At 58.9% G+C, this 12,914-nt stretch carries 16 protein-coding genes; 9 read left to right on the top strand and 7 right to left on the bottom strand.

The window, feature by feature from the left end; all coding sequences use genetic code 11:
- The first annotated feature begins 496 nt into the window (after window positions 1–496).
- Together NW808_RS07525 and NW808_RS07520 are read left to right on the top strand one after the other, a co-directional pair.
- Entirely contained in the window at window positions 497–715 is a 219-nt protein-coding gene (locus tag NW808_RS07525) for a hypothetical protein (RefSeq protein ID WP_414420794.1), read from the top strand.
- Between the two features lie 27 nt (window positions 716–742).
- Window positions 743–1,078 carry a TMEM14 family protein gene (locus tag NW808_RS07520; RefSeq protein ID WP_414420793.1) on the top strand — a complete coding sequence of 112 codons (336 nt, stop codon included), beginning with the start codon at window positions 743–745 and terminating at the stop codon, window positions 1,076–1,078.
- 152 nt (window positions 1,079–1,230) lie between these two features.
- Here the strand turns inward: NW808_RS07520 and NW808_RS07515 are convergent, their stop codons facing one another.
- Complete coding sequence (locus NW808_RS07515; RefSeq protein ID WP_414420792.1) at window positions 1,231–1,860, bottom strand: DUF4384 domain-containing protein; 630 nt, start codon at window positions 1,858–1,860, stop codon at window positions 1,231–1,233.
- 222 nt (window positions 1,861–2,082) lie between these two features.
- Between NW808_RS07515 and NW808_RS07510 the strand changes: the two genes are divergently transcribed.
- Complete coding sequence (locus NW808_RS07510; protein ID WP_414420791.1) at window positions 2,083–2,517, top strand: tetratricopeptide repeat protein; 435 nt, start codon at window positions 2,083–2,085, stop codon at window positions 2,515–2,517.
- Between the two features lie 131 nt (window positions 2,518–2,648).
- Here NW808_RS07510 and NW808_RS07505 read toward each other — a convergent pair whose 3' ends face one another.
- On the bottom strand, window positions 2,649–3,623 hold the full coding sequence (locus tag NW808_RS07505) for an SPFH domain-containing protein (RefSeq protein ID WP_414409758.1): 975 nt from the start codon (window positions 3,621–3,623) through the stop codon (window positions 2,649–2,651).
- Window positions 3,624–3,742: 119 nt separating this feature from the next.
- Between NW808_RS07505 and NW808_RS07500 the strand changes: the two genes are divergently transcribed.
- From NW808_RS07500 to NW808_RS07490, 3 genes are all read left to right on the top strand, one after another.
- A complete protein-coding gene (locus tag NW808_RS07500; protein ID WP_414420790.1) occupies window positions 3,743–4,738 on the top strand; it encodes an NAD(P)/FAD-dependent oxidoreductase in 996 nt (331 codons plus the stop codon).
- 73 nt (window positions 4,739–4,811) lie between these two features.
- Entirely contained in the window at window positions 4,812–5,900 is a 1,089-nt protein-coding gene (locus NW808_RS07495) for a polysaccharide deacetylase family protein (RefSeq protein WP_414420789.1), read from the top strand.
- Window positions 5,901–5,960: 60 nt separating this feature from the next.
- Window positions 5,961–6,608: a hypothetical protein gene (locus NW808_RS07490; protein ID WP_414394924.1), complete on the top strand. Its 648-nt coding sequence runs from the start codon at window positions 5,961–5,963 to the stop codon at window positions 6,606–6,608.
- A gap of 22 nt (window positions 6,609–6,630) precedes the next feature.
- Here the strand turns inward: NW808_RS07490 and NW808_RS07485 are convergent, their stop codons facing one another.
- Window positions 6,631–7,455 carry a M23 family metallopeptidase gene (locus NW808_RS07485; RefSeq protein WP_414420788.1) on the bottom strand — a complete coding sequence of 275 codons (825 nt, stop codon included), beginning with the start codon at window positions 7,453–7,455 and terminating at the stop codon, window positions 6,631–6,633.
- Window positions 7,456–7,807: 352 nt separating this feature from the next.
- On the opposite strand from NW808_RS07485, the gene NW808_RS07480 reads away from it, so the two are divergent.
- Entirely contained in the window at window positions 7,808–8,668 is an 861-nt protein-coding gene (locus NW808_RS07480; RefSeq protein WP_414420787.1) for a carotenoid biosynthesis protein, read from the top strand.
- Between the two features lie 10 nt (window positions 8,669–8,678).
- Here NW808_RS07480 and lspA read toward each other — a convergent pair whose 3' ends face one another.
- The 3 genes from lspA to cysC form a co-directional block, all read right to left on the bottom strand.
- Complete coding sequence (lspA, locus tag NW808_RS07475; protein WP_414420786.1) at window positions 8,679–9,164, bottom strand: signal peptidase II; 486 nt, start codon at window positions 9,162–9,164, stop codon at window positions 8,679–8,681.
- A gap of 139 nt (window positions 9,165–9,303) precedes the next feature.
- A complete protein-coding gene (locus tag NW808_RS07470) occupies window positions 9,304–9,528 on the bottom strand; it encodes a hypothetical protein (RefSeq protein WP_414405271.1) in 225 nt (74 codons plus the stop codon).
- A gap of 90 nt (window positions 9,529–9,618) precedes the next feature.
- The gene (gene cysC / locus NW808_RS07465) at window positions 9,619–10,146 is read right to left on the bottom strand and encodes an adenylyl-sulfate kinase (RefSeq protein ID WP_414394914.1); all 528 of its coding nucleotides are present in this window, start codon (window positions 10,144–10,146) and stop codon (window positions 9,619–9,621) included.
- 96 nt (window positions 10,147–10,242) lie between these two features.
- Here cysC and NW808_RS07460 point away from each other — a divergent pair, with 96 nt between their 5' ends.
- Window positions 10,243–11,505: an aspartate aminotransferase family protein gene (locus NW808_RS07460; protein ID WP_414420785.1), complete on the top strand. Its 1,263-nt coding sequence runs from the start codon at window positions 10,243–10,245 to the stop codon at window positions 11,503–11,505.
- A gap of 5 nt (window positions 11,506–11,510) precedes the next feature.
- Here the strand turns inward: NW808_RS07460 and NW808_RS07455 are convergent, their stop codons facing one another.
- Entirely contained in the window at window positions 11,511–11,930 is a 420-nt protein-coding gene (locus tag NW808_RS07455; RefSeq protein WP_414420784.1) for a hypothetical protein, read from the bottom strand.
- A 133-nt stretch (window positions 11,931–12,063) separates the two neighbouring features.
- Between NW808_RS07455 and NW808_RS07450 the strand changes: the two genes are divergently transcribed.
- Window positions 12,064–12,897, top strand: a complete 834-nt coding sequence (locus tag NW808_RS07450) for a creatininase family protein (protein ID WP_414420836.1) — start codon at window positions 12,064–12,066, stop codon at window positions 12,895–12,897.
- Window positions 12,898–12,914: the final 17 nt, after the last annotated feature.

Below are 12,914 nucleotides of genomic sequence, written 5' to 3'. Positions count from 1 at the left end.
TTTGCTCTTTGTTGGCTAGGGAGGCAAGCAGCTTGCTCGGCAGGTAGAGAGTCTATCAGCGCCAGCTAGTAGTCATCAGGCAGTTGCTCCAGCAACAAGGGGGAAGCCAGGCTTAGGGTCAAATTCAGTTGAGGATAAGACGGGGCTACAGGTAAGATACATGGGGATAAACCCCAAGGGGAAGCTCTAGACTGACAGAACAAGGAAGGTGGCTGCGCTGAGGATTGGGTAAGTAAGGTAAAACAGAGAAAAAAAGTTGCCAGGGGAGTCATTGTACCAGCTATGGTTTCGTAGCTATTGGAGCTAGCGATCTGGAGGTTTTAGCTTGAAGCCTTCTGAAGCAGGTAGTCGCTGTTTGCTGAGCTTTGTGGGGAAGCGTAACATCTTATCCTAAGTTGTGACGGAGCTGAAATGTCGGTTCTGGGGAGCGCTTGTTTTCCCTAGAATGGGATCGCTAGCCTGGTTCACTCTTGCAGTTTAGCCCTTACCCTAGGCGATGGACGATGCCATGACTCCTGAGATGATACGTCAATTTTGGTCTTTGGTCAGCGAGATCGGCAGACCGGATTGGCTGAATCAGCGTGACGATGACTTGGTCAATCTCCTCCTGAATGCCTGTCAGAAAAGATATGCCCTCAGCACGGTCGATCCCTCAGTTCTCAACCGTTACATTACTCTCCGCCTGCCTCTAATCCGCGAAATTCTTGTGGACTAAAGCAAGGTAGGAAACTTTTTTCTTGTCATGGCGATTGCACGGATTACTTTGCTCGTCTACGGGGTGCTGCTTTTGGTAGGCGGAGTAGTCGGTTATAGAAGAGGCAAAAGTCTCAAGTCTTTAGTTGGAGGTTTGGTGGGAGCGGTTCTCAGCGGAGCTAGCTATGTCCTCCTGGGAGCGGATCCCCGTTGGGGCCTAGGCTTGGGCTTAGGGACGGCGGCGCTGGGATCCCTTCTTTTTGCCTTGCGCTACCGCAAAACTGGCAAATTTCTGCCCGCTGGTCTGATGTTGGCCGTGAGCTTGACGGCTGTTCTTCTCTTGAGCTTAAGTTTCGTTGAGGTTCTCCCCAGTCCTAGGGGGTGAGGATTCTTCCACAGCTTGTAGCTAGAGGAGCTTCCTACCACAAGGCGGTCTATCCCTGTCGCGGCAGCGGCGCGGAGTGTTTGCCAGGGAGCCTGCGCTGCCTTTTTTGGGCAGGTTTGGGCTGCCGGGCGTCCTTGCTCTAAGCTGAGAGCTCAGCGAGGAGCGACGCGATAGAAGCGAGTGGTGGTCGCCCATTCGCGGGCAGGGATCTTCTCGACGAGGATGGCGCGGGCGATGGCGTCGCCTAGTCTGGATCCCTCCACCTGCACACGGGCAAAGGATCCACCCTCTTCAAAAGCGACGATCTCCTGGAAGTTGAGCGGCCGGGGGGAGGCCACCGCCAACACTTGGGCTTGGCCAAAGGGCGGGGCAATGGTCAGGCGGTAGCTGGCGCCAGGGGGTGGGAAGGTGCGCACTTCGCCGGCCCGCAGAAACTCCTCTCCACCTGAGAAGGGATTGGGCAAAATAAGGTGAGTGCGTCCATCGGCTTGGATGCTAAACAGGTAGACGTAGGCGTCACGGTTGGTACTGAGAGTCAGGCGAATCGGCTCGCCAGGCCGGTAGATGGGGTTAGAGCCGCGCCGATCCAGCTCCAAGGTCACCTGCAAGTCGGAAGGCAGAGGGTTGACGAGGATGGAGCGGGCCCCGGTTTCTAGGCGAGTGTCAGCTAGTTGTAGCCTTTGCAGCGAGGGGTAGATGCCCAGCGTTTTGGGAAAAACAGCGGCGGTGGGCGCCACCGACAGCCCCAAAGCCAGCGGCAGGAAGAGCAGTTTGGCGTTCATGGTTCGACCTGACATTCAGTGGCTATGTTCAGCCTAGGAAGGGGCAGAGTTTTACTGGAGCGGGCTTCGCGCAATCTCAGATCTCCTGCTGAGGCAGTTTCCCCTGCTGCAGATGGCAGGCCCAGGGGGAAAAGCGCTGAACCGCTTCTCACATTTGGGTGGGAAAACTGGGAGATCCCAGCTAGAAAGGGCTAAGCTGCAGATCAGGGATCAACCTTGCCTATGGCCAGCGACAGTTACCAAGAAGGCATCGCAGCGGTTCAGGCGGGCGATTTTCCGGCTGCCATTCAAGCATTTCGCCGGGCAGTTGCCGAGGATCCTACCCACACAGAGGCTCGCTACAAGCTGGCCTGGGTGCTGGGTGTGAGTGGCTATCTGGATCCAGCCCTGGCCGAACTGGAGGCGGTGGTGGCGGCGGATCCCGGCCACGCTGCAGCCCACTACAACCGGGGGGCCCTGCTGTTGCAAAAGGCCCAACTGGAAGCAGAGGTCGAGGGCCAGATCGATCTTGAGGTGCTGCGGCGGGCGGAAGAAGCTTTTCAAACGGTGATGCGCTTGGATCCTACAGATCAACGGGCCTACGCCTTTCTCACCTTGGTCAGGCGGGCGATCCGCAACTACCATAGCCGCAGGGATGAGGAGGCCAGGATCCCCTAGCTTGGCTGTCGCCCGCACCCCAGTTGCAGCTTCTCTACCAACTAGCGACGGACGCCAATGTGGAAAACCAGGTCACCGCAGGCCCAAGCCTACGGCTCGAAGGGCGTAAGCGGCTTCGGCCTGGGGGAGACCTAAGAATTAAGTGGAGGAATCTCCAGGTCAGACGAGAATGCGGCCGAGGTACGCAATTGCGGGGCCTCGGAAGCTTGGGAGCTTGATCCCTGGCTAACCTTGGAGATATCCACCATCGAGACCAACCCTTGCAGGGTGGCAGGGATGGAGCGAGGATCCATAAAAATGACCTTCGAGCTGGGGCTGCTGCCCACTTTGAGGCCCATATCGATGTAGCTTTGGGCCATCAGGTATTGCAAGGCGTTGGCTGCCTCGGGGTGTTCTTGCAAGGCAGCGGCAATGGTTTTGATGGCCTCAGCTGTACCCTCGGCCAATAGCAGCCGCTGTCGCTTTTCGGCTTCTGCCCGCAGGAGTTGAGCCTTGGCAGCCCCTGCCGCCTGGTTGATGCTGGCCTGCTGTTCCCCCTCTGACCTGAGGATGGCGGCCCGCTTCTCCCGCTCGGCAGCCATTTGCTTTTCCATCGAGTCCTGCACGGTTTTGGAGGGTTGAATATCCCTGACTTCCACGCGGGTGATCTTGATCCCCCAGGGATCCGTGGCCTCGTCCAGTTCGGCTAGAAGGCGGGCGTTGATCTCAGCGCGCGAGGAAAAGGTCTGATCCAGGTCCATGCGGCCAATCTCAGCCCGCAGCGCCGTCAGCACCAAGTTCACCAAAGCTCGCTGCACATCCTCTACCGCATAGCGAGCCTTGATCATGTCCGTGATGCGCCAGTAAACCACTGCGTCGGCCATTAGTGAAACGTTATCGCTGGTGATGCACTGCTGCGGTGGCACGTCCAGTACCTTCTCGCGGATAGTTTCCTGGAACACAATCCTGTCGATGGGGGGAAAGATGACGTGCAAGCCGGGTGTTAGCTTGCGGTGAAACCTACCCAGACGTTCTACCAGTGCCTCATAGCCCTGGCTAATGATCTTGACAGAGCTGAACAGGTAGCCGATAAAGATGAGGGCAATGGCGGCTGGGATGACCGGCATACGACTCTTCTCCTGACAGAGAGTTCAGCCCCTATTCTAGACGGTTGCTGGAACTGATCCCTTCACCTCGATACGCCTGGAGGCTATCTAGTAGAAAGCCTGCGAGAGGATCCCTTCTTATGAAACTAAACAGCAAGAACCTAGAAGTTGGCTTAAACAAAATTTACGATGTCATTATTGCTGGCGGTGGCGCGGGGGGGTTGTCGGCAGCCATTTACTTGGCCCGCTACGGCTTGAGCTGCTTGGTGGTGGAAAAGGGCAGGGGCCGCTCTTTTTGGATGCAGGACTTGCGCAACTATTTGGGCCTGCCGCCAAACACGCCAGGACGAGAGCTGTTGCGACAAGGAAGGGAGCACGCTCTTAGCTTGGGGGTGGACTATCTAGGGGGCTATGTGGAAGATGTTACAGACGAGGGGGAGCTTTTTGCTGTCAAGGTCAAGGTGGGGAAAGTCAACAGTGTCTACCCTATTTTTCGCAGCAAGTATTTGATTGCGGCAACAGGTATTATTGATTATCTGCCTCAATTGGCTGATATGCAGAATGTTTACGAATATGCAGGCTACTCGCTACATGTCTGCATGATCTGCGACGGTTATGAAATGCGGGATCAGAAAGCAGTATTGATTGTCAATTCAGAAGATCGGATTAATACAGCTTTTGTCCTCAACTGGTTTACGCCTTACATCTCGGTGTTAACCCACGGCTTGTGCTCGGTCGGTCCCGAGATGCGCAAAAAGCTGGCAGATCATGGTTACCCTCTCTACGAAGCTCCCATTCTTCGCTTTCTTGGAGAAAACCACCAGCTGCAAGGAGTAGAGCTGGAGGACGGCACCTACATCGAGGCTACTACTGGCCTGGTAGCCATGGGCGCCAAATACCACAACGACTATTTGAAAGGGATCCCCGGCTTGACATGGCAAGGGGAGAACCTGCTCACCGATGAGTGGTGCCGCACTTCCCACCCGCGCCTGTTTGCGGTAGGAGATTTGAAGCAGGGCCTCAACCAGGTGGCGATTGCCGTGGCTGATGGAGCGCTGGCCGCCACGGCCATCTGGCGGGACATCCGCCGATCCTCACCTCCCCGTAAGTGGGAAGAGCGCCTGCACTCAATTTAGGTTCATCCTACTTGCTGCAGGGAGTGGTGATAGTCTTTTGCTCTGTAGTTGTTGTGAAAACCTTGGCAACTCCATGCATTTTCTGAAGGCGGTGATCTTTTTTTTGGCTTTCCTCTTGGTGGGTCTATATTACTGTGCTGCGGGAGCCCGCCCTCTTTTCAACCTCAACCTCACCTTGACCCTAGGATACAGTCCCGTTCTCCCAATTGAGAGTGTTCGCATTCTGCAAGGCAGCCATCCGCAAGAACTACTCATTTATCTATCGGCTCCCTCTGCTGCTTGGGTCTATCAAGAGCGGCTGAACGGGCATTATCTAATCGACATTCCCTATGCTGTAATCACTCATTCCACAAGGGTTGAGGTTGCCAAGGAACTGCCCTATCAACTCAACTGGGGCAACCAGGACCAGCACACTGGGCGTCTGTTGATTACACCCGCGCCTGCTTATGTACAGGTGTTTCTACAGCATGGCTGGGTTCCAGATCCTAGCTTTCTCGACCCAGCGGAAAATAGCCAGCCCTTGCAACTGCCTTTGGAAGAAGTGCTGGGGCCTTTGTTGGAGGTGCCGGCCCGTTCTGCCTTCCTCACGATTGACGATGGGCCTTGGCCTCAGTCCACCCCTCGCCTTTTAGAGGTTTTGGATCAGCTACAGATTCCGGCCACCTTCTTTCTTATCGGCACCCATGTTTCCCAATTTCCAGAGTTGGCCCAGTCCATTCAAGCTCACCACCACACAATAGCCAACCATACCTTTACCCATGATTATCAACGTCTCTACAGCAGCAACGAGATATTTTATGCCGAGGTGGAGCAGACAACCCAGCTGATGAAGAGGCTGGGCTTGGATCCTCAGCTGATTGTTCGGCCACCGGGGGGCTTTCGCCTAGATCCAGCTTTACGCCATTCTTTGGAACAGGCGAGGTATCGGGTTGTCTACTGGAACATTAGCCCTGAAGATGCCTATGCCGGCCAAACACCAGCCCAGCTAGTGGAGCGGGTTCGCGCTCAGTTGCAGGCGCTCAGGAACTCGGAACAGCCGCTAGTTTTGCTGCTTCATGACCGCTGGCCTCATACCGCCGAGGCCCTGCCAGGTATCGTGGCTGCCGTTGAGGAGGCAGGCTATCGCTTTTTGCCCTGGCCGACTTCTAAGAATGCTGCCTGATATTCTGGATGACGATTGAATCCAAAGGAGCAGTCAGTTTTTGGTGGAGGAGGGGGAAGCATGCGCAAGCTTATAGTAGGGGGAGCGGCCTTGGCTTTGGCCCTGCCAGTCGCCTCAGCTTCCGCCTATTCCCAGCCGCTGCTGCCGCTATTGCCTGCTGCCTCTGCAGGCAGTACTGCTCGCGAGGGAGTTGTAGCCCTGTTTCGTCAGTCCATCTGGTGGGATTTTATCCGCGGCAATCGTGGGGAAAACCTGCGCTTGTTTCCTGCTCAGTTGCTCTCCTCCTCGCAGCAGGGAGTGGTGGCCGTGTTTGAGATCCAGCGGCAGCCGACGGTGGAGCCCGTAGTGCGCGTGCTCAGCTTTGACCATCAAGGAGGGTACGATTTTCGTCTGCTCCACATGGCTGAGCCCATCCCAGGTCGGCTAATCGAGGCTCAGCTGCGCACTGACATCACACCCACTCCCCAGCCCAAGTTGGTGCTCCTCACTGAGCGCGGGGGAATCAGCCTGCTGCGGTCGGTTCTGATCTTAGAACACCGAGCAGAGGGGCTTGTGCCGCTGCTGAGCGTAACAGATTTGAACAACGCCAGCCTGCGGGTCAGTCCCCAGGGGATCCTAATCCTCTCCAGTGCCCCGGGAGCTAGCCGCGACTTGCGGGCTACGCTCTACCAGTGGGAGGGAGATGGCTTTGTCCGCCGCGATCTCTAGCCTCCCCGCCTTTTAAACCGCTCTAGGGCCACAGGTGTCCATGACCAGGGAGCTGTTGAGCCCGCCAACAGGCCCCTAGGCTGGGGGCTTGGCCCACCTGCCAAAGAAACAGGCTCTCTGCTCCCAGGGGATGGATGCTCCAGGGATCCAGGCCAGCCCCAAACCACCCGTAGGGATCGACAGGGGCGGGCTGGCCGGAATTGGCTTGGTCAAAGCGGCGCACCTCAAAGTGGAGATGGGGCCCGCTGGCACAGCCGCTTTCCCCTGACAGGCCAATCACCTCCCCAGCTACCACCCTCTGCCCCTCGTGTACCCGGATTTGGCTGAGGTGGGCGTAGAGGGTTTCTAGGCGGATCCCGCCCGGGGATTCTCCTTCGTGCAGGATGCGCACCCGCAGCCCTCTGACTGGACGGCCTAGGCTGGGGCAGAAAAACTCTGGTTCCGGGCGCGCTACAGTAACTCGTCCAGGGGCGGCGGCCAGGATGGGGGTGCCTACCGGCATGGCCCAGTCGTAGCCGGCGTGGCCATCGCTTTTGCCACAGGGGTGCTGGGGACTGGGAGTCCAAACCTGGCCCTGGCCGCTGACAAATCGGCCATTGCCGTCTCCTTCGCCCAAAGGCAGGTCGTGGTCGAAGAGGTTGGTGACCGGGAAGTCACCGATAAAGGGTTTGTGCAAAAGCGGCCACTGGGGCGGCGGCGGATCCCCTTGGACTTGACGATAGCTCTCTAGTTGCCGCCGGTAGCTCTCCAGCTGCTGAAGCTGAGCGGGGTCCTGCAACTGCTGCCGCAAAAGATCCACCAAGCGCAGGGCCTGAGCCCAGTCCCGGCGCTCCACAGCCCGGCTCAACTGGGCGTAGACTCCCCTCAGGACTTCCTGGGATACGGAGGAAGGGGGCCTCTGGGGAAAGCCAGGCAGAATGTTTACGAATTGATACAATAGGCAGCAAAGTATCAGTAGGCATACCTTGAGCAGACCAGGCGGTTTGGCTCGGGTGCCGCTTTCCTTTTTGCCACCCGCTTTTCTCCTCAGCCCCTGCCCAAGCTGTGGGAAAGCGCAGTGGCTCTGACCAACCACCCCGCGGGAGCTTCTCATGCGTTGGCTGTTATCCTCTGGTGTTCTGGTTAGCTTGCCTTTCCAGTTTTCTAACAGGCGAGGTGTTCTCCTTTGGTCTGGGTCAATCTGGCAGTGGTTGGAAGCTTTGGCGCTAGGCTTGCACATTCTCTCCTTGCTCTTCGGCCTAGTGGGCCTACTTTGGGTAGTACCGCATCCCGAGTGGGTGGCCAGTTTGCCTCCCATTGGCCTACAGGCCTTCTCTTGGAGCATGGGCAACGGCGGCGTTGCCTACATGGTGTTTGGGGCGCTGGCAGCAGTTCTAATGGGATCCCGCCTCCTGGGGGTGCGACGCCTGCTGATGTTCTTGATCCCAGCGGTGGGCATCTCCCTAGCTAGCGAGCTGCTGGGCACCAGCACTGGGATCCCCTTTGGTGACTACGGCTACCTCAGCGGCTTGGGCTACAAGATTGCCGGCTTGGTTCCCTTTACAATCCCTCTGTCCTGGTTCTATGTGGGGTTATCGGCCTACCTGTTGGCGCGGGTGGCTCTGCAAGCGGGGCGCCACTGGCTGATCCACGTTGAAGCCATTCTGTTGGGAGCGCTCTTGCTCACTGCCTGGGACTTTGTGCTGGATCCGGCCATGACCCGCGGCTTGATCCCCTTCTGGACCTGGTTTCAGCCAGGGCCATTCTTTGGCATGCCGCTGCAAAACTTCGGCGGCTGGATGCTGACAGGGACTGCCTTTATGACCGTGGCCAACCTCCTCTGGGGGAAAGATCAGCCTGTCCTTAACCGCCGTCAGTTGCTGGGGCCGCTGCTGCTCTATGGGGCCAATTTTGCCTTTGCCCTACTGGTAAGCCTGGGATCTGGCATTGTCGCGCCGGCAGGGTTGGGCCTACTCCTGGGACTGGGGCCAGCCCTGGGGTTGTGGTGGAGTGCGCCGCCAGCTCTTCCCTCTCCTTCCGAGGGAGCAGCAAGCGGGAGGATTGTCGGTGGGCGGGGGTGAAGTAGGCAGCTTAGTCGAATTTTCGCAGGGATCCCGGCCCCGTCTTCTTCGGGCTGCCCTGCCACAGACCAATCACCAGGCAGACCACCCCCAGGTTGATGGCCACATCGGCCACGTTAAACACGGGGAAGCCAATCCAGACGAAATTGAAAAAATCCACCACGTAGCCGTTGAGAAAGCGGTCGATGCCGTTCCCCACCGCTCCCGCCCAGATGAGGCCATAGCCCACCTGCTCCCAAAGGTTGAGGCTGCTGCTGCGCAGGGCCAGGAGCGCCAGGGCTATTGCCACCCCTAGCGAGACCCACTTGAGAAACTCCGCCGAATCGGCAAACAGACTCCAGGCAGCACCGGTGTTTTCCACGTAGGTGAGGTGGAACACCCCTGGCCATAGCTGGATCTCCGGGACCGGCAGCAGCCGCTCCACCGCCCAGCGCTTGCTCAGCTGATCCAAGGTCGTCCCCAGGATCCCGACCAGCCAAAAGCCTTTGTTCTTCATGCTGCTTGCGCTCCCCGGCGGTTTGCTGGCCCAGATAGGTACCTTTCCCCTCGGCTGAAGAGTTGCAGAGCCTGCTGGGAGATCCAAGCGGCGAAAACAAAAGCGCCTGGCTGGGCCAGCCGGACAGGGATCCCAATGGCTACCGCCCCCGTTGCTCTAGAGATCGGCGCAGTTCGCTAGCCATCTGCAGAAACTCCCGGGGGCTACCCGCCTTGCCGTAGGAGGCGCGATCTTGAACCTTCTTGCCACTGCCCTGGCGGGTGTGGGTGCTGAGCAGAGAGCTGGCCATCTCCAGGAACTTGGCGGGGTTTCCCTCGCTGCTGCCCCGCATCACAAAGGTTTGTCCAGCACGAGTTACTGCCATGGCTACCTTGACTCTCAGAAAAGAAATACTCGTTCACATCTTCCCACAAGGGATCCCCAGTCGGCCAGGCCCGGTGCTCTCTGAGCCTCGTTAGAGATAGCCACGGCTTCTAAGACTTTGCATAACCAGCTCAATGCATTCGGGGATGCTCTGTTCGGCAGTTTTGCAGACCACCTCTGGGCATTCCGGCGGCTCGTAGGGATCGTCAATGCCGGTAAAGTTCCGAATGAGGCCTGCTCGCGCCTGGCGATAGAGACCCTTGACATCGCGCTGTTCGCACACCTCTAGGGGGGCATCCACAAAGACTTCGATAAAGTTGCCGATCTGCTGCCGCACCTCCTGCCGCGTTGCCCGATAGGGAGAAATGGCCGAGACCAGCACGATCACGCCGTGGCGAGTCAGCATCTTAGCCACAAAGCCAATGCGGCGGACGTTCTCGTCCCGGTCTTCTTTGCTGAAGCCCAGCCCTTTGGTGAGGTGTTGCCGCATTAGGTCGCCGTCAAGCACTTCCACCGGCAAACCCAGAGCTTGCAACTGCTGGGCCACGCCGCAGCTAAGGGTGGTTTTGCCCGCCCCACTTAGCCCTGTAAACCAGACTGTTACCCCCCGCCGCCCCATGGGTAGGCATTCCTCGTCCTTGGGCTTCGCTAGAATAGCATCCCCAGGGCAGAGTGATACACTCGAGACGCTGTCTCCATTTTTCCCCTGCCGAGCATGTCCCCGCCAGGCTTTTCTCCCCCTGACACTCTCCCAAGCCCTGCAACCGCTGCCGAGCTGTTTGAGCGGCATGTGATGTCCACCTATGCTCGCTATCCCCTGACCCTAGTGCGCGGGGAAGGCTGCCGGGTCTGGGACGAAGAGGGGCGGGAGTACCTGGATTTTGTAGCGGGCATTGCCACCTGCACGCTGGGCCATGCCCATCCTGCCTGGATCCAGGCGCTGACGCAGCAGGCGCAGCAGTTGCACCACGTCTCCAACCTCTACTACAACCGCCCCCAGGCGCAACTGGCCCAGTGGCTGACCCAGCACTCCTGTGCCGACAAGGTGTTTTTCTGTAACTCGGGGGCAGAGGCCGTTGAAGGTGCCATCAAGTTGGCCCGCAAGTATGCCCACACGGTGCGCGGGATCGAGGATCCCATCCTCCTCACCGCCCATGGCAGTTTCCACGGCCGCACCCTGGCTGCCCTCACGGCCACCGGCCAGCCGAAATACCAAAAAGACTTTGCGCCGCTAGTGCCTGGCTTCGACTACGTCCCCTACAACGATATCGAGGGCACAGCGGCAGTGCTGGAGCGCTGGGGCGAGCGGGTGTGTGCCGTGCTGCTGGAGCCGCTGCAGGGGGAGGGGGGGGTTGTCCCTGGGGATCCCGCCTACTTTCAGTGGCTGCGCCGGGTTTGCAGCGAGCGGGGCATCCTGCTGATGTTGGACGAGGTGCAGGTAGGGATGGGCCGCACCGGCAGGCTCTGGGGCTACTGCAACCTGGGGGTGGAGCCGGACGTGTTTACTCTGGCCAAAGGCCTGGCCGGCGGGATCCCCATTGGTGCCCTGTTGGCAAAGGACTTTTGCGCTGTGTTCCAGCCAGGGGATCACGCCAGCACCTTTGGCGGCAACCCCTTGGCTTGTGCGGTGGGTCTAGCGGTCTGCCACACCCTGATGGCGGAGAGCCTGGTTTGGAATGCTCAGCAGACGGGCAGCTATCTGCGCCAGGGTTTGTCTTGCTTGGCAGAGCAGTTCCCACAGCTTGTTCAAGAGGTACGCGGCTGGGGCCTGATCCAGGGGCTGGTGCTACGGATCCCGGCGGCTGAGGTGGTCAGGGCTGCCATGGAGCAAGGGCTGTTGCTGGTGCCAGCAGGATCCCAGGTGGTGCGCTTTGTGCCCCCTTTGATCGTCACTCCTGCGGAAATTGACGAGGCGCTGGCGCGGTTGGAATCGGCTCTGCAGGAGCTGGCTGGTGGCCAGTCCGTTGGCGATTCCTAAAAAGCCTAGCCTTGCCAGAGCTGCCGCAGAAACCCCTGGAGCCGCTGGCGCGCAGAGGGCTCATGGGGGCCAGGATCTCTAGCCTGCTCCAGCAGGGGCAGGATCTCCTCGGCGTAGGCTGGAACAAAACCGGCAGCAGGCCAGAGCAAGTCCGGCGTGGCCCGCAGCTTCCAAACTTGGGATCCCTCCCTAAGCAGCAGGGGTCGCACCCAGAGCAGGGCTCGAGATCCCGCCTCAAGACGGTGGAGAGAAGCCTGAATCAGCTCCCCATAGAGAGTGGCCTGCGGCCCTGGCAGGGCTAGGATGGGGCGGGGCAAGGTGGGGACACTCCCTTCTTCCCCCCTTCCAGCAGGCAGAGGACGTTCCTCAATGGAGGGATCCCCACCAAAGCTGCAGCGGGCAGGCAAACAGGGCCACAGGGTCATGGGATGGCTGGCTTTTGCCTAATAAGAACAACCACCACCTGATCTTAAGAGATGCCTTCTCAGATCCAGGGATTGCCCACGGTGCTAGCCTTGCAGGCAAGGCATAAACTCCTTGCAACCGGATCCCGCCATGATGCACACCTTTATCCCGCCCCACCGATTTTTCCCCTACCTGACCTGGACAGAGATCCAGGCCATGCCCAACAAAGAGAATGTGGTGATCATCCAGCCAGTAGCCTCGATCGAGCAGCATGGGCCCCATTTGCCCCTGGTGGTGGATGCCTGCATCGGCACGGCAATCATCGGGCGAGCCATGGAAAAACTGGAGCCGGAGATCCCGGCTTACGTTCTGCCCACCCAGTGCTATGGCAAGGCCAACGAGCACTGGCATTTCCCGGGCACCATCACCCTCTCGGCCCAGACCCTGATGGCTTTGCTCACCGAAGTAGCCGAAAGCATTTACCGGGCTGGATTTCGCAAGCTGGTGTTCCTCAACTCCCACGGCGGCCAACCTGAGGTGCTGCAGATTGTGGCCCGCGACCTACACCAGAAGTACGAAGATTTCCTTCTTTTCCCCATCTCCGTCTGGCGCGTTCCCCACCAAGGGCAGGAGCTGATGACAGAAAAAGAACGGGAATTGGGCATCCACGCTGGCGACGGCGAGACCAGCATGCTGATGTACCTGTTGCCCGAGACGGTGCGCACCGACCGCCTAGTCTGCGAGTACCCCCAAGATTTGCCGGAAGACAGTCTGCTCAGCCTGGAAGGGCGAATCTCTTTTGCTTGGACAACTCGCGATCTCAGCCAGAGCGGCGTTCTGGGGGATGCCACCGCTGCCACGCCCGAGAAAGGCAAACTTTTGGTGGAGTCCATGGCCGATGGCTGGGTGCAGCTAATCCGGGATCTGTACAAGTTCCGACAGCCCCAGGCTTGGCGCAAAGCCCCGCTGGCCGGCCCAGACTTCTGAGGCTTCTGGCCGTCCCT

The sequence above is a fragment of the Synechococcus sp. W70.1 genome, from assembly GCF_047461515.1.
Taxonomy (GTDB): domain Bacteria; phylum Cyanobacteriota; class Cyanobacteriia; order Thermostichales; family Thermostichaceae; genus Thermostichus.
The sequence above is the reverse complement of the archived record's forward strand: the minus strand, read 5'-3'. Positions and strand labels throughout refer to the sequence as shown.